The organism is Sorangium sp. So ce176, from assembly GCF_051519835.1.
Lineage (GTDB): Bacteria > Myxococcota_A > Polyangia > Polyangiales > Polyangiaceae > Sorangium > Sorangium cellulosum_G.
Map to the genome: position 1 here is coordinate 11,586,663 of NZ_CP150371.1, position 22,131 is coordinate 11,608,793.

14 protein-coding genes are annotated in these 22,131 nt (G+C 71.9%); 6 read left to right on the plus strand and 8 right to left on the minus strand.

Features of this window, described 5'->3' with window-relative positions; genetic code table 11:
- Positions 1–5 precede the first annotated feature (5 nt).
- From WMF42_RS43760 to WMF42_RS43775, 4 genes are all read left to right on the plus strand, one after another.
- A complete protein-coding gene (locus tag WMF42_RS43760; RefSeq protein WP_437689175.1) occupies positions 6–2,057 on the plus strand; it encodes a hypothetical protein in 2,052 nt (683 codons plus the stop codon).
- Positions 2,048–2,872, plus strand: a complete 825-nt coding sequence (locus tag WMF42_RS43765) for a hypothetical protein (protein WP_437689177.1) — start codon at positions 2,048–2,050, stop codon at positions 2,870–2,872. The genes WMF42_RS43760 and WMF42_RS43765 overlap by 10 nt, the downstream gene beginning before the upstream one ends.
- Complete coding sequence (locus WMF42_RS43770) at positions 2,872–3,327, plus strand: hypothetical protein (RefSeq protein WP_437689179.1); 456 nt, start codon at positions 2,872–2,874, stop codon at positions 3,325–3,327. Before WMF42_RS43765 ends, WMF42_RS43770 begins: the two co-directional genes overlap by 1 nt.
- A 173-nt stretch (positions 3,328–3,500) precedes the next feature.
- Positions 3,501–5,171 (plus strand): 5'-nucleotidase C-terminal domain-containing protein, encoded by a 1,671-nt coding sequence (locus WMF42_RS43775; RefSeq protein WP_437689180.1) that lies wholly within the window; start codon positions 3,501–3,503, stop codon positions 5,169–5,171.
- Positions 5,172–5,434: 263 nt separating this feature from the next.
- Here WMF42_RS43775 and WMF42_RS43780 read toward each other — a convergent pair whose 3' ends face one another.
- Complete coding sequence (locus WMF42_RS43780) at positions 5,435–7,387, minus strand: FG-GAP repeat protein (RefSeq protein ID WP_437689182.1); 1,953 nt, start codon at positions 7,385–7,387, stop codon at positions 5,435–5,437.
- Positions 7,388–7,825: 438 nt separating this feature from the next.
- Positions 7,826–9,010, minus strand: coding sequence for a 3,4-dihydroxy-2-butanone-4-phosphate synthase (gene ribB / locus WMF42_RS43785; protein ID WP_437689184.1), 1,185 nt, complete (start codon positions 9,008–9,010; stop codon positions 7,826–7,828).
- A gap of 329 nt (positions 9,011–9,339) precedes the next feature.
- Here ribB and WMF42_RS43790 point away from each other — a divergent pair, with 329 nt between their 5' ends.
- On the plus strand, positions 9,340–11,541 hold the full coding sequence (locus WMF42_RS43790) for a prolyl oligopeptidase family serine peptidase (RefSeq protein WP_437689186.1): 2,202 nt from the start codon (positions 9,340–9,342) through the stop codon (positions 11,539–11,541).
- Positions 11,542–11,622: 81 nt separating this feature from the next.
- Here WMF42_RS43790 and WMF42_RS43795 read toward each other — a convergent pair whose 3' ends face one another.
- From WMF42_RS43795 to WMF42_RS43820, 6 genes are all read right to left on the minus strand, one after another.
- On the minus strand, positions 11,623–12,900 hold the full coding sequence (locus tag WMF42_RS43795) for a sigma-54 interaction domain-containing protein (protein WP_081426287.1): 1,278 nt from the start codon (positions 12,898–12,900) through the stop codon (positions 11,623–11,625).
- Between the two features lie 168 nt (positions 12,901–13,068).
- Positions 13,069–13,680, minus strand: coding sequence for an NADPH-dependent FMN reductase (locus WMF42_RS43800; RefSeq protein ID WP_061606882.1), 612 nt, complete (start codon positions 13,678–13,680; stop codon positions 13,069–13,071).
- Positions 13,681–13,882: 202 nt separating this feature from the next.
- Positions 13,883–17,593: a thioester reductase domain-containing protein gene (locus tag WMF42_RS43805; protein WP_437689187.1), complete on the minus strand. Its 3,711-nt coding sequence runs from the start codon at positions 17,591–17,593 to the stop codon at positions 13,883–13,885.
- Between the two features lie 142 nt (positions 17,594–17,735).
- On the minus strand, positions 17,736–18,458 hold the full coding sequence (locus WMF42_RS43810) for an HAD family hydrolase (protein WP_061606880.1): 723 nt from the start codon (positions 18,456–18,458) through the stop codon (positions 17,736–17,738).
- 115 nt (positions 18,459–18,573) lie between these two features.
- The gene (locus WMF42_RS43815; protein WP_061606879.1) at positions 18,574–18,930 is read right to left on the minus strand and encodes a c-type cytochrome; all 357 of its coding nucleotides are present in this window, start codon (positions 18,928–18,930) and stop codon (positions 18,574–18,576) included.
- Between the two features lie 13 nt (positions 18,931–18,943).
- Complete coding sequence (locus WMF42_RS43820; protein WP_437689190.1) at positions 18,944–20,392, minus strand: PQQ-dependent sugar dehydrogenase; 1,449 nt, start codon at positions 20,390–20,392, stop codon at positions 18,944–18,946.
- Positions 20,393–21,285: 893 nt separating this feature from the next.
- On the opposite strand from WMF42_RS43820, the gene tam reads away from it, so the two are divergent.
- Positions 21,286–22,056, plus strand: coding sequence for a trans-aconitate 2-methyltransferase (gene tam, locus WMF42_RS43825; RefSeq protein WP_061606886.1), 771 nt, complete (start codon positions 21,286–21,288; stop codon positions 22,054–22,056).
- Positions 22,057–22,131 lie beyond the last annotated feature (75 nt).

Here is a 22,131-nt window from a genome sequence, read left to right on the forward strand (position 1 = left end):
GAACGATGGCACAGACGGCCGCTGTCACGATCACCCTCCAGAAGGTCCTCGGCGTCGACGGGCTGCTCGCCGGCGCGAAGCGGCCGTATGCGCTCGGCTTCATCGCCGGGCGCCGCTTCGGGCGCAGCAAGCCGATCGCGGCCGGCGCCAAGGAGCTCGACCTGACGGCGGAGGCGATCCCCTGGAAGCTCGAGGTCGCCGCGAGCGGGGCGATCCCGATCGCCGTCGAGATCTGGGACGATCAGGGCGACGCCGGCTCGAAGCGCCTCGGCTCGGTGACGGGCAGCCTGAGCAGCCCGTACCCGACCCGGGTCCACGAGCTCGGCGGCGGTCCGCTCCTGCGCTGCGACGTGTTCACGCGCGAGGTGCCCCCCGCGCCGGGCGCGGTGCCCGTGCCCCGCGTCGCCGAGGGGGAGACGACGCGCGCGACGCTGCGTGTGCCGAACACAGTGATCGTCTCCATCACGGAGATCCTGGGGCTCCACGCGCCCGTCTCGCCGGGCGCGGCGGGGGTGAAGCGCGCCGAGGCGAGGCCGGGGTACACGAGCCAGGACCACCTCGGCCGGGTGTACGTCAACAGCGACCTCGCCGGCGCCTGGGCCAAGGACAAGCAGCTCATCCAGCTCACCGCCAAGGTGAAGGTCCAGCGGGGGAAGCTCCCGGCGGACGCGAAGATCCGGTGGACGGTTGTCGAGCCGGACGATCCGACCAACGATGATCCGGGCTTCCACGCCGCGTGGGGGGCATACGTCGACAAGAAGGACTATGACGGCGCCGGGAAGCACCAGGGCTCGCGCGCGGGCGACAACGAGGGCAAGCCCGCGAAGAGTCCTCCGTGGGAGGCGGTCTCCGGCTTCGCGCTCGCATCCGCGGCGGCGACCGAGGCGAAGACGGCCATCGTCGGCGACGAGAGCAAGGTCGTCTTCCACTGCCCCGACACGGCGGGGGACAACTTCATCGTCCGGGCGGACATCGACGCTGCGACGCAGGTGGAAGGGTTCGGCGCCGAGACCGGAATCATGACGATGTGGCACCGGATCCGGGTGGAGTCCATCCGCATGAAGAGCGCGTTCGCCCTGCCGATGGACGAGGTGCCCGTGCCGTTCGAGCCGTGCTGCGTCCAGCTCGATTGCGAGCCGGAGAAGGAGGTGCCGGACCAGCCGCAGATGGCGCCCAAGGGGGACGACCTCGAGACCGAGTGCGTGGCCTACGTGGACAAGGTGTTCTCGAACAAGTCGAACCCCGGCTGGTTCTGCGTCATCTCCGCGATGGAGCCGCACCCCCTGCCGACCAAGAAGGGCGACAAGGTGTTCGAGGGGGACGCCGAGCTGAAGAGCGGCGGCGCGGGCGCCAACCTCTCCGAGTACTTCGAGATCCCGGGGACGTTCCCCGACGTGGACTTCGCCGAGCTGACCTCCGGCTCCGAGACGGTCGGCTTCAACCTGTTCAGCGTCCAGACCGAGACGACCGGGGCCGGTCCGATCACGCGCTGCTGGATCGTGGAGCACGACGCCCAGCCGGACTTCACGGCGGGCGACGGGTCGCTCGCGCACGCGTACAAGGTGCGGTTCAACTACTCGCCGCGGTACCGGAAGAAGGGCGGCGCCGTGACCCCCGGCGGCTACGGGATGGCCGCGAAGGTCAAGGTCAAGGTGTTCAACCCGGGCGCCTTCTACACCGCCGGCATCAGCCCCACGGTGACGGCCAAAGGCAAGGAGTACTTCGCAGGTCGGACCATCATGTTCACGCACCACAGCGCCTACCGCGAGGCGACGACCGGCCTGCCGAAGCCGACGTACAGCGCCCGGATCGTCGGGACCATCGTGCACGAGCTCGTCCATGCGTTCGGCATGCCGCACAAGTGCGGCTACTTCGATTTCCGCGCGCCGCGCGACAAGACCTGCTGCATGAACTACAGGCCCAACTGGATGCTGGACGACAAGCGCAACCTCATCCCGGGGACGTCGGGGAAGACTGGCAGCGACGTCTGCGGCAGGCACCTCAAGGAGGTGCGGCGGGTCCACCTCGAGGACAACAAGGGGCTCGCGTGGAAGTGAGCGCGGCCGGCATCACACCTCCGGGCCCGGCCCTCGTGGGCATCGACGTGGAACCGGAGTACGTGCTCGGCTTTCCGGTGTACGTGGGCATGACGATCGGCAGCGCGCCCCCTTCCGCGTCGCTGATGCGGCTGCCCTTGCCGTCGCCGGCGGCGCTGCGGGGCGCGGTCGGCCTCAGGCTGTGGCGGCCGGGCGAGGCGGAGCCGTTCTTCGAGGAGGCGCCCACGGCCGTCGTGGATCCCGATCTCTCGGCGCCGAGCTTCCGCCTGCGGGCTGGCGAGATCCGCCGGCTCCTCGTGGAGATCTCCGAGCTCTTGCCGGACGAGCTGTCGGCCGGCACGGTCGATGGCCAGCTACTCTACGGAGCCCCGCCGCACATCGCCGAGAGCGCTCGTGGGCGGCTGCTCTTCCGGGAGCCCATGGACGCGGAGCGCGCGTCGCTCGACGAGCTCCGCACCGAGGTCGAGGCGGCCGGCTCGTTCGGGCGCTGGCTCCGCCGGCCGCCTTCCGATCCGAGCCGGCTCGCGCCGCCCACGGATCGGGGCGATCCGCTCCGGTATCCGCGGCTCATCAAGTACCTGATCCACGGCCCGGAGGGGCTCGATACGGTGGACCCGGCGCTGCTCAACGTGCTCGGCGGGGTGTTCGCGCCCGAGGCGTACGGGCTCGCCGCGGAGCTCCTGGCGGCGCGGGATCCGGGAGCGTTCGCTGGGTACGCGCAGCAGGTGAAGGCGGCGTACCCGGCGCTCGCGGCATGGATGGACGCGATCGCGGCCGGGCAGAGCGAGATCGCGTGGGCACGGAGCCATCGGTGATGAACGCGATCGACACGACGAGCCCGCGGGCGTGGGTGTTTGCTGTTGTCCTGGGGGTCGCGGCGGGGTCGAGCGCCGGTTGCGGTCGGTCCGAGGCGCTGTTGCCGGGACGGGCGGCGCCGGAGGCGTCCAGCGCCGCGACGGCGCCCGGGACCGCGACGGCGCCCGGGACCGCGACGACGGCGCCCGGGACCGCGACGACGGCGCCCGGGACCGCAGCGGCGGCGCCGGGGACCGCAGCGGCGGCGCCGGGGACCACCGCGCCACCGGGCGCTGCGCCTGCTCCCGCGCCGTCGGCGAGCGCTGCGCCGTCCGTGAGCGCCGCGGCGACAACGAAGCTCTCGCCGAGCGCGCGCGGCCCGCTACCCGACGCGAAGCCGAAGCTCAAGTGCGGCAGGACATACTGCAACGCCGCGGGGGAGTGCTTCTCGCCATCGCCGCCCCGCTGCGAGTGAAAGGCGGCCGCTCGGTGCGGCCCCTGGCGGCGGCCCCGGCGCGCCCGGGCAGGAGGGCGTCGATCCAGGCGCCAGCGTGGCCGGGCTGACGGCGCCGGCGGGGCGCGAGGCGACGCCGCGCCGCTGCCCGGAGGAAAGCGCGAGTCTGCGAGATGGTCTATCGTGTGGTTGACATGACCGCCGGTGACCAAGGCACGCCCAGAGGCCCCTCTCTGCGGATCGTCTGCGTGAACGACGTGTACTCGCTCGAGAACCTCCCGCGCCTCGCGAGCCTCGTGCGGCACCACGCCGCCGGGCCGGCGGACCGCTTCATGGCGGTGATGGCCGGCGACTTCCTCGCGCCGAGCCTGCTGTCGAGCCTCGATCAAGGCAGGGGCATGATCGACTGCATGAACGCGCTGCCGTTCACGCACGCCATCTTCGGCAACCACGAGGCCGACATCGATCTTCTGGAGCTCAGGGCGCGGGTGCAGGAGTTCCGGGGAACGTGGCTCAACACCAACATGCCTTCGTTCGCGCCGGCGCTGCCGACGCACGAGATCCTCGAGATCGCGAGCCCCGGCGGGCGGACGCTCCGTGTCGGCCTCCTCGGCCTGCTCGTCCACGTCCAGGGCCTGTACCGGCGGGGCGCGTTCGGGGGGTACGCCATCGAGCCGGCGAACGAGACGGCCGTCCGCTGGGCCGACCGGCTCGTCCGCGAGGAGGGCTGCGCCTGCGTCATCCCGATAACGCACCAGATCCGCGACGACGACCTCGCGCTCGCGCGGATGCAGCGCGCGCCGCGCTTCCCCGTGATCCTCGGCGGCCACGAGCACGAGGTGCTCATCGACGACGTGGACGGCTGCTGGGTCGTCAAGGCCGGCACGGACGCGGCGAGCGCGGCCATCGTCGATCTCGCGTGGCCGGCCGAGGCGCCCCGCGCCGGCGCGCACGACCTGCCCTCGGTCACCGTCCGGCTCGAGGACGTCGCCGCCTACCCCGAGGACGCGGCGATGCGCGCGCGCGTCGACCGCCACATGCAGATCGTGCGCGACCTCGACGCGGCCACCCTCCTGCGGCTCCCGCCGGGGAAGACGCTGTCGTCGGTCGGGACGCGGTCGCGGCAGACCTCGCTCGGAGAGCTGATCTGCTCGCGGATCCGGGGCGTGCTCCAGGCGGATGGATGCCTCTTCAACGGCGGCGGCATCCGCGGCGGCCGCGAGTACCGGGAGCGCTTCACCTACGGAGATCTCAAGGCGGAGGTCCCCTTCAGCAACGAGGTCGTTGTCGTCGGCCTGCTCGGCCGCGTCGTCCGCGAGGCCGTCGCCGCGTCGCGGTCGCGCGCCCCGGCCCAGCACGGCGGTTATCTCCAGATCGACGATCGCATGGCCACAGATGCGCGAGGCGCGCTGGTCGCGATCGGCGGCCGGCCGCTTGTCGATGATCGCGAGTACCGGATCGCGATCGTCCGGGGGCTGCTCGGAGGCATGGATGACGTCGCTCCGCTGATCCGCTTCGCGCAGGAGCATCCGGAGCAGGTGCCGCCCGCGGACAGCGGGCGCGAGCCGAAGCTCGTGCTCGTCGAGTCGTTCGCCGTGGAGCTCTGGCGCCAGCTCGGGCCGTTCGAGTCGATCGACGCCGACCGTGACGGCGCCGTCTCGGCCGACGAGCTGAGGGCCGCTGTCTCGAGGGCGACCTCCGAGACGCCGTCCGAGGTGGTGGTCGGCGAGATGCTGAGGGCGCTCGATCGAGACGGGGACAGGCGCGTGAGCCTGGACGAGGCCGGCGCGCTGGCCCCCTCGGAGGGGGCGCCAGCGGCTGCTGGAGGAGAGGCCCGGGGGCCGGGCGAGAGGCAGCCCGGCTGAGCCGCGCCGGCGCTCCATCTTTGTTCACCTGCCGCCGCGGCTCCCCGCTCGCGCCGCTTCCACGCCGGTACCGCGGGGCAGAAATCCCGCCACGGTTCAGTGGTGATGAGGCAGGCCTGGAGAAACCTCGATGAATTCAGCAGCTTCTGGCTGTTCACCAGCCGAGCGGGCCTCGGCATGGCCTGACGCGAGCCCAACGAGCCACCTGTGGCTGCCGCGTCGCCCGCTGCGGCCGGTTATGCTGCGTCATCGATCGGAGAGGGTCAGATGTCCTCGAGCACGAAGACGTAGGCCGAGCCCGACCCGCTTCCGAGGTCGTCGTCGCCGGGCGCGCCCACAACGACCGTATCCCCGTCGAGCGCGATCGCACTACCGAAGCTGTCGGAGCCGGCGCCGTCGGAGGCAAAGATCTCTTGCTGCTGGGTCCAGGTGGTCCCGGAGCGCTCGAAGACGTAGGCCGTCCCCGTACCGGAGACACTGGGGGTATCCCCGCCCACGGCGCCGATGACGGCCCTGTCGCCCTGGATCGCGACGGACATCCCGAAGTTGTCAAAGGCAGCCGAATCGATGGGAGAGAGCACCTGCTGGCCGGTCCAGCTGGAGCCAGAACGAACGAAGACGTAAGCAGCGCCCGAGGTGTTCCACGGATTCCAGTAGTTATAGGCGCCCACGAGCACTGTGTCTCCGCTGATCGCCACGCTCCAGCCGAAGTACAGCCCCGAGCCCGTCCCCCACTCCACCAGCTTTGCCTGCTGCGTCCAGCTTGAGCCCGAACGAACGAACACGTAGGCAGAACCCGCGTTGGTAGCTGGGGTGTCATCCAGGCGACTGCCGACGACGATGCTATCCCCACTGATCGCCACCGACCAGCCGAACTCATCGGACTCGGCGGCATCGTCGGGGACGAGCTCTTGCTGCTCGGTCCAGGTGGACCCGGAGCGGGTGAAGACATAGGCTGCGCCGTCGTTGCTGGCCGAATGGTTATGGAGCTGACCGCTGGCGACGAGGGTGTCTCCGTCCAGCGCGACCGATTGGCCAAAGTAGTCATATGAAGCACCGTCGCTGGCGTAGAGCTTCTGCTCCAGGGTCCAGCTGGAACCCGAGCCGACGAAGACGTAGACCGCGCCGACGGGGGTGGAGCCGCCTGTGCCGTGCTTGCCGGGCGCCCCGGCGGCGATGGTATTCCCGCTGATCGCTACGGAGTAGCCGAGCAACCCGCAGCCGTCCCCGATGCCTGAATCGGGGCACGAGAGCCTTGCCTGCTGGGTCCAGGTGGAGCCGGAGCGGACGAAGACGTAGGCCCCGCCATTGTTTCTCAGGACCCCGCTGACCATCGTCGTCGCGTTGGGAGCGCCCACGACCGCCGTATCGCCGCTGATCGCGACCGTTCTGCCGAAGCTGTTGTTGGCGGCCCCGTCCCCGGCCAGGAGCTTGTCCTCCTCCGTCCAGACGAGCGGGTCCACGACCACCGGATACACCGCCCCCGTGTCGTCGACCTGGAGCGACACCTGGCCCGCATTCACGGCCAACCTGGCGGGCAGGACCTTCCCCTCCGCATCGACCACGTGCAGGTCCGTGTACCGCACCACCGCCCGCCCGTCGGCGTCCCGCCATTCGACGGCGTCCCCGCCCTCGGTGAGGGCCGCCTCCAGCGAGCTCTGGGCCTCCAGCGCCAGGGTCACCGGCCCGCCGCCCGCGGTCCTGCATGCGGGCGCCGAGGCCAGCGTGAAGCCCTGCTCCAATCCCAGCGGCCCATTGACGTACCATTCCACGAGGTCCCCGCGCCGGTACTCGATGCGCCCATCGGCGATCGCGGGCGCCGCGACCTGCACGGGATCGAGCGCGCCGTCACAGCCATAACCCACGGTGGCGACCGACCAGCGCCAGTCGCCCCGCCCCTTGCTGGGCGCGATCGTCACCCCCGAGGCGGTGAGCTCCGCGCCGAACCGCTGCGCCGGGTTCTGCACGCTGACCGCCGCTCCCCCTTGCTGCGCGCGGTATGCCTCCGACGCCCCTGCCTGCACCGCCGCGATGTAGGCGGCCCGCAGCCCCGGCGGCATCATCGCGCGCTCACTCGGCCTCGGGGCCGCAGCCTCGACCACCTCCGCGCCAGGCGACGCGTCCCCCACCTCGGCGTCGACGACGCACGAAGCGCTACCCACCACCACGATGCATGTCAGTCCGAACAAACCACCCAACGGGTGTCTCCGCACCATGATTCCCTCGCCTTGTAAAAGGAGGTGATCTGGATATTAGTGTCCGGCATTACGGTCAAGAGGGTGGAGAGTCGGTCGATGCCAGGATACGGTGATGGGGATCAGGCCCTCTGCACGGTGACGTCGGCGCTTTCGGCAGGGCGCGCCAGGAGCCCCTCACATTGCACCCGTGAGCCCCTCGCCACATGCCGCAGGGCAAGCGCGCTTTCCTCCGCGAGGACGCCCCGAAGAGACGCGCGCGGCGCGAGGCTCGCGACGAGGCGCCTCGTCGCGAGCCGTTGGCGACGAGCCAGGTCAGGAAGCCAGGTCGGTACGTGACCGCGGCCGTTTTGCAGCCCGGGTCGGTGGCGCTGACGGCGCGGCGATCGCATCTTCCTGCGGATCCCTGGCGCGACCGTGGCCGCAGAGAGCGACCGCGGCTCACCCCGGGGGCGCGGCTCACCCGATCGCGCGGTCCTCCGGTTCAGCCACCCTGCCGACGCCGCCGCGCGCCGCCCGCGCCGGCCCAGCGGCAGCGCGTCCGCGCCCCGCCAGCGCCGCCCCGTGCAGCTCCGGCGCGCCCGGCGCATCGCCCGTCTCGAGGTCGAGCTCCTTCTTCGGCCCGGCGGGCCACGGAGCCCTCGAGTCGAGCATCGTCACCCGACGATACCCGAGCGCGCCGAGCTCGCGCGCGGCGACGGCGAGCTCGAGGCCGACGCCAGCGTCGTCGTCGTCGGCCAGCGCGCCCTGGCGAGCCGGCGGGGACACGTAGATCACCGCGCCGGCGCCGGCAGACTCGATGTCTCGCAGCGCCTCGAACAGCTCGGCGTCGCCGAGGAGATCCGAGACCAGCGCCGCCCGGTGGGTGTACACGGGCGCCGCGCGGTCGCCGGCGGCCGCCGGCGCGCCGAGCGTCAGCAGCAGCAGCTGGCGGTCGCCCCGGATCCTGTACGTGTGCGCCTTCCACTCGCCGCTCAGTCCCGCGGGCCGGAACGGGGCGGTCCGGACGCGCGCGGCCACGTGCTCGCTCTGCACCCGGTGGCGGACCACGTCGCCGAGGGTGAGGACCGGCAGCCCGTGGCGCGCCGCGAAGCGCGAGAGGTCCCGGCGCCGCGCCATCGTCCCGTCTTCATTCATGATTTCGCAGATGACGGCGGCCGGCAGGCCCCCGGCGAGGCGCGCGAGGTCGACAGCGCCCTCGGTGTGCCCCTCGCGGTCGAACACCCCGTTGCGGCGCGCCCTGAGCGGGAACACGTGCCCCGGCGACACGAGATCGCGCGGCGACGCGCCGCGGGCGATCGCGGCGGCGACGGTGCGCGCCCGGTCGTGCGCGCTGATGCCTGTCGTGACGCCCTCGCGCGCCTCGATGCTCACCGTGAACGCCGTCGACCGGCGAGCGCCCGGCCGGGTGGCCATGAGCGGCAGCCCGAGCCGGTCCACCTGCTCCTCCGTGAGCGCGAGACAGACGAGCCCCCGGCCGTGGGTGGCCATGAAGTTGATGGCCGCCGGCGTCGCGTGCTCCGCCATCACGACGAGATCCCCCTCGTCCTCGCGCGCCTCGTCGTCGAGGAGGATGACCATGCCCCCGGAACGGAGCTGATCGAGGGCTGCCTGCACGCGCGATGTCGACGATGAACCCGTCATGGGGGCGCCCGTTGAGCACACGTCATGCCAGCGCCGCCGCCGCGTTCCTGTGCGCGCTCCCCCGGACCCCGCGCCGCGCTGCTGCCAGGGCAGCAGCGGGTGCTGCTCGGGTGTTGCTGGCGCAGCGGAGCGGCCTGCCGCCCGCGCGCTTCCCGCTCCCGCCGCCCCGGCGAAGACCCACCGGCCCGATCACGGCGCGGCCAGTCCGCCGTCCCGTGGTGGGTCTCCTCGGGCTTCCCGCCGGACGCGGCGCTCGGGGTGGTCCAGGTGCGGAACCGTCCCGATGTCGTGCCTGGAAGGCTCGTGTGGACGACGCTAGCGTGGTGGCCATGCTCGCCGCGAGACACACGATGGCCGCGCTGCTGCTCCTCAGCGCCGCGTGCCGCGGAGCCGCCCCGACCACCGCGCGCCCTGCGCCGCCGCCGCCGCCGGAGGCCGCCGCGCCGAGCGCCGCCAGCGCGCCCGCCAGCGCCGCGCCGGCCCCCGCGTACCCGCCGTCGAGGATCGTCGATGTGGTCCACGTCCTGCACGGGGTCCCGGTGCAGGACCCGTACCGCTGGCTGGAGGACGGCGAGTCCGACGAGGTCCAGGCGTGGACGGCGGCGCAGAACGCCTTCGCGCGCGCCGAGCTCGCGAAGCTCCCCGAGCGCGACGCGCTCCTGAAGCGGTTCCGGGAGCTCTATGACATCGAGCGCGTGGGCGCGCCGCTCCAGCGCGGCGGCCGCCACTTCTGGCCGAAGAAATCGGTCGGTCAGGAGAAGGAAGCCGTCCACTGGCGCCAGGGCAAGGCAGGGGAGCCGAAGGTGCTGCTCGACCCGAACGCGTGGTCGCAGGACGGCAGCGTGTCGCTCGGGAGCTGGCTCCCGAGCTGGGACGGCCGGTACGTCGCCTACCAGGTCAAGAAGAACAACGCCGACGAGGCGACGCTCGAGATCATCGACGTCGCGACAGGCAAGAAGCTGCCCGAGGTGCTCGAGGGGGCCAAGTACGCGGACAGGACGGCGATGGCGTGGGACGGGAAGAGCGCCGGGATCTACTACGTCAAGGTACCGCCGCTCAGCCGCCGGATCTCGGCGGCAGACCGCCCCGGTCTGGCCGAGATCCGGTATCACGCGCTCGGCGCCGACCCCGCGGGCGATCGCCTGGTCCGCGATGCCACGCGCGACCCGAAGACGTTTCACCAGGTCGCTGCCTCGCGCGACGGCCGCTGGCTGATCGCCACCGTGCAGCACGGCTGGGTGTCGACGGACGTGTACATCCAGGATCTCCGCGCGGGGAAGAAGGCGGAGTGGAAGCCCCTCATCAAGGCGCAGCCGCACATCTACCTGGTCGAGCCGCACCGCGACCACCTCTACATCCTGACCGACGACGGCGCGCCCAACTACCGTGTCTTCCGCGCGGATCCCCGGGATCCCGCGCGGGATCGCTGGGTCGAGGTCGTCCCGGAGCGGCGCGACGAGAAGCTCGACCGCCTAGAGATCGTCGGCAATCGGCTGGGCCTTGTCTACCTCAAGGACGTCTCCGCGCGCCTCGAGATGCGCGAGCTCGACGGCAGCCCTGCGTACGAGGTGAAGCTGCCCGGCATCGGGAGCGTCCCAGCGCTTCACGGCGAGCCGGAGAGCGACGAGGCCTACTTCACGTTCGAGTCGTTCACCCTCCCGCCCGAGATCCACGAGCTCTCCGTGCCAACGGGGCGCACGGAGGTCGCGTACCGGACCCAGGTGCCCGTCGACACCGCCGCCTACACGACGGAGCAGGTCTTCGTGACATCGAAGGACGGCGCGCGGGTGCCGATGTTCGTGCTCCAAAGGAAGGACGCTCGGCGCGACGGGGCTGCGCCCGCCGTGCTCTATGGTTATGGCGGCTTCTCGATGGCGCTCACGCCGAGCTTCTGGTCGAAGGCCTATCCGTGGCTCGAGCGAGGAGGCCTGTTCGCCATCGCGAACCTGAGGGGCGGCGGCGAGTACGGCGAGACATGGCACCGCGCGGGGATGCGGCACAGCAAGCAAAACGTCTTCGACGACGTCATCGCGGCCGCGGAGCACCTGGTCCGCCAGGGCTACACGCGGCCCGACCGGCTTGTCATCGAGGGCCGCTCGAACGGCGGGCTGCTCGTGGGGGCGGCCATCACGCAGCGCCCCGACCTGTTCAAGGTGGCGCTGTGCCAGGCGCCGTTGATGGACATGGTCCGATACCACCTGTTCGGGTCGGGCAAGACGTGGATCGAGGAGTACGGATGGGCCGACGACCCCGACGATTTCCGCGCGCTCATCGGCTACTCCCCGTACCACCGGGTGCGCAGCGGGACGGCCTACCCGAGCCTCCTCGTCATGTCGGTCGACAGCGACGATCGCGTCGACCCGATGCACGCGCGCAAGTTCACGGCCGCGCTCCAGGCCGCCTCGACGGGCGGACCCGCGCTGCTGCGCACCCAGGAGAAGGCCGGGCACGGCGGCGGCGACAGGGTCCAGTCGCTGGTGGAGGAGCTCGCGGACGCGTACGCGTTCGCGCTGTCGCAGATCGCCCGCTGATCCGGCGGCGCTCGGCGCGAGGCAGGGGAACGCCGGGGTCCCGGCTCGACGCGCTGCTCGACATCCCCGCGCGCCGATAACCTAGGCCGTGTTGGTCGCCATCAGCAGCCCGAACTTCTGGCACCCGATCCGCACCGTCTCGATCGAGGCGCCCCGCTCCTCGCCGTCGCACGCCGTCTCGTCGAGCGAGCATGGACCGCTCGAGATCGGCCCGGACTCGGGCGGCTCGTTGCCGCCGCGCGATCGCGGCGAGCGCGCGAGCTCGCCGAACTGGATGAGCCGGGCGCGCACGATGTTCCTGCTGATGCCGAGCAGCCGCGCGGCCTGGAGCTGGTTCCTGTGGCAATAGCGGTAGGCCGTGCGCATGAGGACCTCCTCGATGTGCTCGTGCAGGCCCGGGCGGTTCTGCTCGAACAGCGCGAGCAGGGCGCTCTCCAGGGCGGCCAGGGGCGCCTCGGGGGTCGCCAAGGGCGCCTCGGGGGCCGCCCTGCCGCCCGGCAGCGCCTGCAGCGACGGCACGGCCGCCGGCGCCGGCGGCAGCGTGGACGCCCTCGGCAGGAGGGCTGTCAGCCGCAGGTCGGCGGGGGTGATCCGGTGGCCCTTGCACACGAGGAGCGCGTGGTGAATCGCGTTCTCGAGCTCCCGGATGTTCCCGGGCCACGGGTGCTCCAGCAGCCGCTTCGCCGCCTCCGGGGTGAGCTCGGCCGGCACGGCGCCGACCCGGCTCGCGTGCATGGAAAGGAAATAGCGCGCGAGCGGCAGGATGTCGCCCGGCCGCTCGCGCAGCGGCAAGAGCGAGACGGTCGCGACGTTGAGCCGGTAGTAGAGGTCCTCGCGGAAGTGCCGCGCGGCCATCGCCGCCTCCAGGTCGACGTTCGTCGCGGCGATGAGCCGCACGTCGATCGGGATCGGCTGGCGCGATCCGAGCCGCACCACCTCGCGCTCCTGGAGCACGCGCAGCAGCTTCACCTGGAGCTGCAGCGGCAGGTCGCCGACCTCGTCGAGGAACAGCGTGCCGCCGTCCGCCGCCTCGAACCAGCCCGCCTTCGCCGTTGTCGCCCCGGTGAAGGCCCCCTTCTCGTGGCCGAACAGCTCGCTCTCCACCAGCGACTCCGACCAGGCGCCGCAGTTCACCGCCAAGAACGGCCGCCGCGCCCGGTGGCTCAACGCGTGGATGTGACGCGCCACGATCTCCTTGCCCGTCCCGGTCTCGCCGGTGACCAGGAGCGTGGCGTCGCTCGGCGCGAGCCGCCGGATGCGGTCGAGCAACGCCCTCGATCGCTCGTCCTCGAAGACCACAGCCTTGGCGCGAATCGATAGCGACATCGCGCCCGGGTTCGGAAGCGTGAGCAATGGCATTGTCATGGGTGCTGAGCGCCAGTTTAACAGACGCGACGTCCACCATAGCGGATGAATGCGACGTCCGCCAGATGACGCCGTGCGCCAGGTGGCGTGCGGGGGTCGTCTGATGTGTGCTGGTGTGGGTGGCGGCTGCCGCTGCTGTGGCGGCGGGGGGGAGGGCGGGGGCTACATCCCGAAGGGGTACCTGGGCAGGTCGATGGCGCCGCTGGCGCGGACCTGCTGCAGGGCCTTGCCGTACTGGAGGAGGACGCCCAGCGCGTAGCGGAGCCGCTCGCGGATGCGCTCGTCATCGGGGGACTGCGGCGCCGCCGGCTCGTTGAGGAGGGCGCGGACGTTGCGCACGATCACGTGGTCCGGGATGTAGCAGAGGTAGCTGTTCTTGTAGCTGCTCATGCGCAGCTCGGCGATCGGGTAGGCGCCGCCCGCGCCCGCGGAGACAGCGATGATGAGCGCGGGCTTGTGCGCGAGCTCGCCGCGCGTGCAGAGGAGGAAGAAGTTCTTCAATCCTGCGGGGACCATGCCGCCCCACTCCGGCGCGACGATCACGAAGGCGTCGGACGCGGTGAGCTCCGCGGAGACGGGGGACCAGAGGCGCGCCCACTTCTCCGAGAGCTGCGGCGCCTCCGGCTCCCAGAGCGGAAGCGGGTTGTCGGCGAGATCGAGCGCGTAGGTCGAGGTGACGTCCGCTGACGCCGTGAGCTGCTGCTGCACGTAGCGGGCGACCTTCCCCGACTCGGATCCATTGCGATGACTGCCTGAGATGACAGCGAGCTTCATGAGGTCTGGTTGCCGCGGGCGGCGCCCGGGCGCTCCTTGCTGTGGGGTGTTGACGACGGAATGGCGCGGGATGCTACCCCGCGCCCGCGCGGCGGGTCGAGGGATCATCGGCCAGCGACGGGGGACGGGCCGCTGCGGGGGGATCCCTCGGGCGCGCCTTCCTTGCGCGAGCGCGCCGCGACGATGCGGGCGTCGCCCGGCGTCAGGACGCCGCCGCGCGCGCGGCGGCAGGCCCGATGACCCCCAGGGCCACCATGTCGTCCAGGTGCTTGTGAATGAGCTGCTCGCTCACGTGCGGCAGGGCCGCGAGATCGCCCGACCCCTCCCGCGCCGCGAGCTGCTGGAGCCGGGCGAGGAGGCGCTCCGCGTCGAACACCTCCCCGTCGACGAGCGCCGGGTGCTCCCACGCAGGGAGGATGGCGAGCGGCGAGAGGTGCCGCTGACGCTCGCCGAGCTGCATCAGCCGGTCCCGGAACGCCGCATACCACGCCGCATACGGGTCGACGCGCCCGATCGGGTAACCCGCCGATCTCACCCACGCGACGATGACGTCGAGCGAGATGCCGTCATCCCAGTGGGGATTGACGACATGGTACGTGGCGTGGCTCGCCCTCTCCCCTGTACCGGCCGGCGGCTGCTGGTGATCGACGGCGATGGCGGCGATGCTCCGCGCCACGACGTCCACCGGGAGGCCGTCATAGTGGCCGGCGCGGTCCGGGCGGACATCCTGGTAAAACGATCTCGGGGCGAGGGCCGTGTACACGAGGCCGCACAGGAGCCTCGTGAAGAAGTCGGGGACGTTGATCTGCCCCCGACACAGGGGATGCGCCATGATGCTGCTCGGGCGATAGACGTTGACGGGCAGGCCGAGCGTGTCGCGCGCGTCCCGGAGCAGCAGCTCGCTCGCCCACTTGCTCGTCGCGTACCCGACGGCGTAACCGCTGTCGATCGGGCGCTCCGGCCAGAGCGCCCGCAGGTCCTCGTCCTCGCGGATGGGGCCGCGGCGGCCGAGGCCGCCCACCGCGGCGATGGTCGACACGTAGTTCATCGCCTTGACGCGGCGGGCGACGGCGAAGCGGATCGCCTCCACCGTGCCGAGGACGTTGGGCTCGAAGAGCTGCGGATAGCTCAGGGCGTGGTTCACCAGGGCGCCGTTGTGCACGACGCAGTCGACCTCCGAGCAGAGGTGCGCGTACAGGTCGTCCGGGAGGCCGAACCTCGGCTTCATGAGGTCGCCGGCGAGCACGACGAGCCGGCCGTGCCCCGACAGCGCGTCGAGCTCGCTCACGAGGGCGGGATCGGACGCGTAGGCCGCGCGGAGCCGATCGAAGGCGAGGGCGTCGTTCCGCGAGCGCACGACGCAGTAGAGCCGGCCCTCCTCGGGCAGCCGCTGGAGGAGCTCCAGCGCGAGGAACCGGCCGAGGAACCCGTTGGCGCCGGTCAGCAGCGCCACCCGGGCGCGCGCCGGCAGCGCCGCGGCCGGCGTCGAGCGCGCCGCGGACGCGAGCTCGTCGGGGCCGAGGAACCTGTCGAGGCGCACGTCCGCGGCCCGCACGACGTCCGCGCCGGCGCCGTGCACCTCGTCGAAGGTCGCGGGGCGCCGGGCGGCGCCGCTCGCCAGGGCGCGCTCCAGGTGCTCGACGATCGCGCGGACGCCGCTTGTCGGGTCGAGCACGAGGCCCACGGGCACGGCGACGCCGGAGAGGTCCTCGACGACGCGGCTGAAGCGGGCGGCGGTGAGCGAGTCGCCGCCGAGCTGGGCGAAGCTCTGCGCGCCCCGCGGCTCGACGTCGGCGAGCCCGAGCGTGGCCTCCAGGGCCCTCTTCACCACCACGTCGGCGGGCGGCGCCGTCGCGCCGAGCTCCTCGTGGAGCCCGCGGAGCTGCTCGATCTGGGTGCGCTCGATCGCCCCGTACATCTCCTCGAGGTGCGCGCCGTACCTGGCCCTGAGCCGCGCGCGCGCGGGCTTCTGCGTCTCCGTGAGCAGGCCGTTCTCGCGGGTGAACGGGGCGCCCTCGACAAGGAAATCGCGCGGGATCTCGTAACCACGGAGCTGGTTGTCCCGGGCGATGCGGTCGATCTCCTCGCGCAGGAGCTGCTTGACGGCCGCGTCGTCGGGCTCCGCCCCGCGCCGCCGCAGGTGGGCGGAGGCGGCCTGGAGATCGGGGACGACGACCGCCAGGAGGTACGAGCGGGCGCTGTTGCCGTACAGGAAGGCCTGGTGGATGAAGGGGCTGCCCGCGCTGTACAGGGCCTCGATCCGCGAGGTGGCGACGAACTCTCCTTGCGAGAGCTTGAGGACGTTCCGCGCGCGATCGATCCAGACGAGGGTGTCGGGCCCGCGCTGCTCGACGATGTCGCCGGTGTTCATGAGCCCCTCCTCGTCGAAGAGCTCCCTCGTGGCCTGCTCGTTCTTGTAATAGCCCGGCACCATGAGGAGCGAGCGGAGATGCAGCTCGCCGCGCGGATACGGCTCGTCGGTGGTGCGGTAGCCGAGCTCCGGCATGTCGACCAGCTTGAACTCGGTCACGAACTCTCGATCCAGCCGGCCGTCGAACGTGAGGGAGGCGGCCTCCGTGGAGCCGTAGCCGTCGATGACGGGCACCTCGAAGCAGCGCTTCAGGAACGAGAGGACCTCGGGCGGCGTCGGCGCCGAAGCGACTGTCGCGAGGAGCAGGCGATCGCCGAGCAGCGACGCGCGCATGTCCGCCATGATCTCGTGCTCGATCCGCTCCTGCGCGATGTCGAGATCGCGAGAGCGCTTCAGGAGCTCGGCCTGGAACTGCTGGTGGATCATCTCCGCGATGCGCGGCACCAGGAACAGCGCGGTGGGCCTGGCCAGGCGGATGTCCTCGAAGAGGGTGGACATATCGCTCCTCAGCACGAAGTGCGTGACCCCGCCGCGCATGAGGGAGCGGCCGACCTGGGTGCGCCCGATGAAGTGGTTCATCGGGCTGTAGTTGATGCCCACGTGCGGCAGGACGTCGAGGCGTGGGTCGTGGCTCCTCGTGAACGCTTGCTGCCAGTACCGGCACCAGAGGCTCTCCGGGATCATCGCGCCCTTCGGCGAGCCGGTGCTCCCGGACGTGTACATGAGCGTCATCAGCGGGTCGCGCTCGCCCCGCTCCTCGGGCAGGACCTTCGGCACGATGCCGTGCTGCCGGCCGAGGCGCTCCACCTCCTGCTGGGTCCGCACCGCGAGGCGGCGGCCCCCTGTCTCCAGCGCGCGCAGGGCGCGTCGCGCCCGATCGAGCTCGTCCTGCGCGCGTCGATCCCCGTCCGCGAGGTCGATGACGACGACGCCGCGCACCGAGGGGCACCGCGGCAGCACGGCCTCGATCCGCGCGAGCTGGTCCACGCTGCACACGATGCACGCGAGCTCGGCCTCGGCGACGATGTGCTGCAGGTCCGCGGGGATCATGCTGGTCTGCATCGGCACCGAGACGGCGGAGAGATACAGACAGGCGAGGTCTGCGACCACCCAGTCGGTGCTGCCGAACCCCATGATGCCCACGAGATCGCCGGTGTCCGCGAGCCGGTCGTGCCGGAGGCCGCTGGCGAACGCCTCGACGCGAGACCACACGTCGGCGTAGCTGGCGGTGCGGAACTCCGGCAGCGGGCGCGGCGAGCCGCCACCGTCCGGCTCGGCCGCCGCGACGTCGAGCGCGCGGCGGCCGAGGCAGGGGCGATCCGCGTAGAGCGCGAACGCGGCCTCCACGGACTCGATCGCTGTCTGACGGCTCCGGATCTGCTCCAGCGCCTCCGGGGACGGCAGCGCCCGCCGGAGCTCCTCGTCCGTCGCGAGGAGGCGGGCGCACCGCTCCAGCGATCGGGTCAGCAGCGCCTCGTTCGAATCGTCGTTCTGGAGGATCTCCGGTTCTCGTGGATCGTGGATGTCGCTCGATGGATTCATGCGCGCGGACCTTGAGCGGCGCGCCCCACGGGGCAAGCGTCGCCTGCCGTGGCTCGCTGCGCCGCGCGGCCGACCGTGGAGGCGCTCGCCCGCGTGCTCGCCCGGTCCTGCGGGCGAGCTCCCGGCTGCTGTCCGGACGGCGCTAGACGTACCGCTGCTGCGGGGTCGTCTCGGCCTGGGGAGCGGCGCTCGCGCCGCCGGCTCCCTCGGCGAGCGGGGAGGCATCGAGCTGCGCCAGGAGGTCGGCCGGGCCGTCGTAGATGGCGATCGCGCCGGTGAGCCCGCTGTCGGTCCAGCCGCCCGAGCGGAAGCCGATGGTGCGCAGGCCCGCCCGCGCGGCGGCCTCGACGTCGTACGGCGTGTCGCCGATCATCACGACCTCGCCCGGCGGCAGCCCGAGTTTGTGGAGCGCCGCCTCCACGATGTCCGGATCCGGCTTGGACTTCTCGGCGTCGCTCGACGACGTGGCGCTCTCGATGACGCCATGGGCGCCCGTGAGCTTGAGGAGCTCGCGCAGCTTCTCCTTCTGGGCGGAGCTCGCGATCACGATCTTGAGGCCGCGGCGGTGGAGCTCTTCCAGGAGCTCCTTCGTGCCGGCGAAGGCGCGGAGCCCGGGCAGGAGCTGCTCCATGAAGATCTCCGAGCAGCGCGCGTTGATCTTCTCCCCTTCCGGGCTGTCCTTGGAGATCCCCGTCACCTCGGGCAGGAGCTTGTCGCCGCCCATCCCGATGCGCCGCCGCACCTCCTCGAACTGGACCTTGTGCCCGAACTCCTCCAGCGCATCGACCCAGGCGCGCGCGTGCGCGTCGTTGCTGTCGATCAACGTGCCGTCGACATCGAAAATTACGCCGCGAATGGATGCCATGTTCTGGATCCTCTCCTGTTGTTGTCGATTTGCCTGGCGTGCGATTCCGCCTCTCCGAGGAGGCCTGTCTGCTGGCGGGAGCTTGAGCCGGGCGGCGCAGCGCCGCCGGCCGCGCTCAATCGCCCTTCTCGTAGGTCCTGATGGACATCATGTAAGCGATGACAGCGTCCACGTCGGCGTCGGAGATCTCCTTCTCCGAGAAGGCGGGCATGGCGCCGAGCCCGCTCCGGATCTGGAGCTTGATGGCCGCCGCGGGCGCGGGCTTGTTGTTGAGCCCCGGCCCGAGGCCTCCTGCTCCGCCCGGGTGGCACTGGTGGCATTGCTTCATGAAGACGACCTCGCCGCGCCGCTCGGGCGGCTCGTCGAGCGGCGGCGGCCCGAGGATCGGCTCGCTCCTGCGGGACGAGCCGCACCCGACAGCGAGCCCGAGGGACGTGGCGAGGAGACCGCAAAGGACAGCGCGTAGGATCATGGTGTCTCCTCCTTCAGCCTGCGGTGGCCGCGCGGGTGATGCGGAAGAGCGCGCCCGTGCCCTGCTGCGGCCTGGCGCCGCGCTCATCCATGAGCATGACGCCGAAATCGACGACGTAGAGCGACCTGCCCGCGCGGTCGAAGCGCACGGAGATGGGCCGCTCGAGGCCGCCGGACCTGAGCCGCGACGCGGGGCCGTTGTCCTTGCCGCGGTTGACAGCGAAGTCGCGGATGACGCCGGTCTTCAGGTCCACCCGGACGACCTTGAAGCCCACGGGGTGCAGGACCTTGCCGACGTCGGGCGCCTGATCGCCGAACTGCGCGACGAACGCCTCGCCGACGAAGCCGAACGACGGGTCGCGCGCGATGTCGATGCCGTTCGACGAGCTGTGCACGGCGAAGAACGCGACCGGCTGCGGCGGCGGGTTCGGCGGGGCCACGAGGAGGGCGGGGGGCGTCGGCCCGCCCGGCGGGGCATAGCGATCCTGCGAGACAGGGCGGCCGTCGGCGAAGTCGGGCCATCCGTACCAGGTGCCCGGCGTCACGGCCCAGAGGGCGTCGGCGTTGCCCCAGACCGGGCGGCTGCCCCGGTCGTCATAGCCGTTGTCGGTGACGAACAGCTTGCCGTCCGGCGAGAACGCGAGCCCGAACGGGTTGCGGAACCCCCAGGCGACGAGGTTGAGCGTGCCCCCGCGCACCGGCACGCGCATGACAGCGCCGCTGCAAGGCACCTTGCCCGGGATGACCTGCCCCTTCTGCGTTTGCGTGCCGAACGGGACGAACGCGCCTGTCGTGGCCTTGTCGTCCGCGTCGCGCGGCGTGAGCGGGTTCGACGTGGTGAGCGCGGCGCCCGTGAGCGTCACGTCCTTGCAGGGCACGTCGTGGAACTCGGGGTGTCGCTTCAGCCACCCGAACTTGTGGTTGTCCTCGCCGACGATACCGCTGTTCGTGGCCGTGCCCTGGCCGAAGTAGATGAAGCCGTCGGGGCCGACGACGGGCCCGTTCGTGTGGTGGTCGCCGAAGCTCGGGAGCCCCGCGACGAGGGTCTGGGTCTGGCCGCCTGGCGCGACGCGGAGGATCCGGCCGCCCTCGGTCACGCCGCCCTCCGAGACGATGAAGGCGCCGTCGGCCCAGGCGACCCCGGTCCACGGCGGGTTCTTGCCCGTCGCGACGACTGTCTTGCCGCCGCCCGGCTCGATCCGGAGGAGCCTTGGCGTGGTGAAGACCTCACCGTAGGAGTAGCCGGACTCGGTGACATAGACCTGTCCGGCGTCGTCGAACGTGACGCCGGTCGGGAAGTTGAGCCCCGTGGCGACCACCTCGATGACGTATCCACCGGGCAGCGCGATGTCCGACGTGCGGATCGTCCTGGTCGGCGGCGGCGGCTTCGTCGTCTCGCCGCCGCCCGAGGACGAGCGGGCGCTGAAGCAGCCTGGCGCCGCCGCGAGCGCGGCGAGCGCCACGAGGAGGGTGGGGCCTGGTCGAGATAGCGGACGTGGACAGCTCGTTCCCTGGGCTTTCAAGGGTTCTCCGTGGGTCGTGCGTGGGACTGCTGCGTGAATCCGAGCCATGGCGCGTGATGGCGGCCGGCGGCCTCGTCCCGGAGCCGCGCTGCAACGAAGCCGCAGGAGCGCCGGGCGCGTCCGGGCGACGCACAGGGCAACGTACATGCCGCGCGCCGCAGCGCAGCGTGGGCGCGCGCGCCGATCTCCGCGCCATCGTGGCGAGTTGGCTGGCCTGTGGCAGATCGCCCCGCGGCAGGCCGGCGGCGAGCGCGGTGAGGGTCGGTTTGGAAACCGTGTTTACGAAGGCTCGAAGGGCACGGGCCGGCCGTCGCGAGCCAGCGGACGACGTAGCCAAGCCCGCAGCCCACGTCGACGACGCGGAGGGGGCGAGGGGCGCCGGCAGCGCGCAGCGCGTCGAGGAGCGGGGCGAGCACGGAGCGGACGCGCTCGCCCTGGCCGAACTCCTCGGACAGGCGCTGGAGCTCGGCGTGCACGCGGAGCAGGAGCGCGTCGACGGCGGCCTCATCGAGGAGATCGTCGCGCGCCGGGGGCCGCGCCGCGATGCGGGCGACGCCGGGGCGGCCGGCGGCGCGGAGGCGCTCGACGACGTCGCTCCGGCGCACGGGCAGGCGCGCGAGGGTGTCGGGATCGTAGGCGACGAGGAGATCGGAGATCTCCGGAGCATCCACCGCCGCGAGGATGCCGGCGGCGCGCCGGGAAGTCCAGCGCGGCTCGGCGTCGTGTGGACGGCGCTCGGGAGGAATCAGGGGTTGGGGATGTGGCGGTCGGCGGAGACGTGCGAGGTCGGCGGAGGCTCGCGTGCTGCTATGCTGGCTGGCGGGGAGAGCGCGATGGCGGATTGGGATCCTGCGCAGTATCTGATGTTCGAGGACCAGAGGGCGCGACCGGCGGTCGACCTGCTCGGCCGGGTCGCCCTCGGCGTGCCGGGCGAGATCGTCGATCTCGGCTGCGGGGCCGGCAACATCACCCGCCTCGTGGCGCAGCGCTTCCCGGAGCGGGCGATCGTGGGGGTCGACAGCTCTCCGGAGATGCTGGCCCGGGCGCGCGCTGCGCTGCCGGGGGCGCGGTTCGTCGAGGCAGACATCGCGCGCTTCGCGCCGGCCGCGCCGCCGGCGCTGATCTTCAGCAACGCCGCGCTCCACTGGCTCGACGATCATCCGGCGCTGTTCCCTGCGCTCCTCGGGCGGCTGGCGAAGGGCGGCGTGCTGGCGGTGCAGATGCCGAGGAACCACGGCGCGCCGTCGCACACGGCGATGGTGGAGGCGAGCCGGGTGCCGCGGTTCCGCGGCAAGCTGGCGGCGGTGGTGAGGGAGAGCCCGGTCGCGGAGCCTCGGGTGTACTACGAGGTGCTGGCGCCGCACGCGGCGCAGATCGAGATCTGGGAGACGGAGTACCTGCATGTCCTCGAGGGCGAGAGCCCGGTGGTCGAGTGGACCAAGGGGACGGCGCTGCGGCCGCTGCTCGCGGCGCTCGACGACGGCGAGCGGGCCGATTTCCTGGAGGAGTACGGGCGGCGGGTGGCCGCGGCGTATCCGAAGGCGGGGGATGGGAAGACGCCGTTTCCGTTCCGGAGGTTGTTCCTCGTCGCGAGGGCGAGGTGAGGTGATCGCCTGGGGGCGCTGATCCAGCGCAGCGGGCGGGGTCGCGCGCTTCCGGGAGGCGGCGGCGGCAGGTAG

Excerpts from the sequence above, each read along its gene's own strand:
- WMF42_RS43780 (WP_437689182.1), bottom strand. The coding sequence starts at position 7,387 with ATGGTGCGGAGACACCCGTTGGGTGGTTTGTTCGGACTGACATGCATC.
- WMF42_RS43815 (WP_061606879.1), bottom strand. The coding sequence starts at position 18,930 with ATGATCCTACGCGCTGTCCTTTGCGGTCTCCTCGCCACGTCCCTCGGG.
- WMF42_RS43760 (WP_437689175.1), top strand. The coding sequence starts at position 6 with ATGGCACAGACGGCCGCTGTCACGATCACCCTCCAGAAGGTCCTCGGC.
- tam (WP_061606886.1), top strand. The coding sequence starts at position 21,286 with ATGGCGGATTGGGATCCTGCGCAGTATCTGATGTTCGAGGACCAGAGG.
- WMF42_RS43800 (WP_061606882.1), bottom strand. The coding sequence starts at position 13,680 with ATGAAGCTCGCTGTCATCTCAGGCAGTCATCGCAATGGATCCGAGTCG.
- WMF42_RS43770 (WP_437689179.1), top strand. The coding sequence starts at position 2,872 with ATGAACGCGATCGACACGACGAGCCCGCGGGCGTGGGTGTTTGCTGTT.
- ribB (WP_437689184.1), bottom strand. The coding sequence starts at position 9,010 with ATGACGGGTTCATCGTCGACATCGCGCGTGCAGGCAGCCCTCGATCAG.
- WMF42_RS43790 (WP_437689186.1), top strand. The coding sequence starts at position 9,340 with ATGCTCGCCGCGAGACACACGATGGCCGCGCTGCTGCTCCTCAGCGCC.
- WMF42_RS43805 (WP_437689187.1), bottom strand. The coding sequence starts at position 17,593 with ATGAATCCATCGAGCGACATCCACGATCCACGAGAACCGGAGATCCTC.
- WMF42_RS43775 (WP_437689180.1), top strand. The coding sequence starts at position 3,501 with ATGACCGCCGGTGACCAAGGCACGCCCAGAGGCCCCTCTCTGCGGATC.
- WMF42_RS43795 (WP_081426287.1), bottom strand. The coding sequence starts at position 12,900 with ATGCCATTGCTCACGCTTCCGAACCCGGGCGCGATGTCGCTATCGATT.
- WMF42_RS43810 (WP_061606880.1), bottom strand. The coding sequence starts at position 18,458 with ATGGCATCCATTCGCGGCGTAATTTTCGATGTCGACGGCACGTTGATC.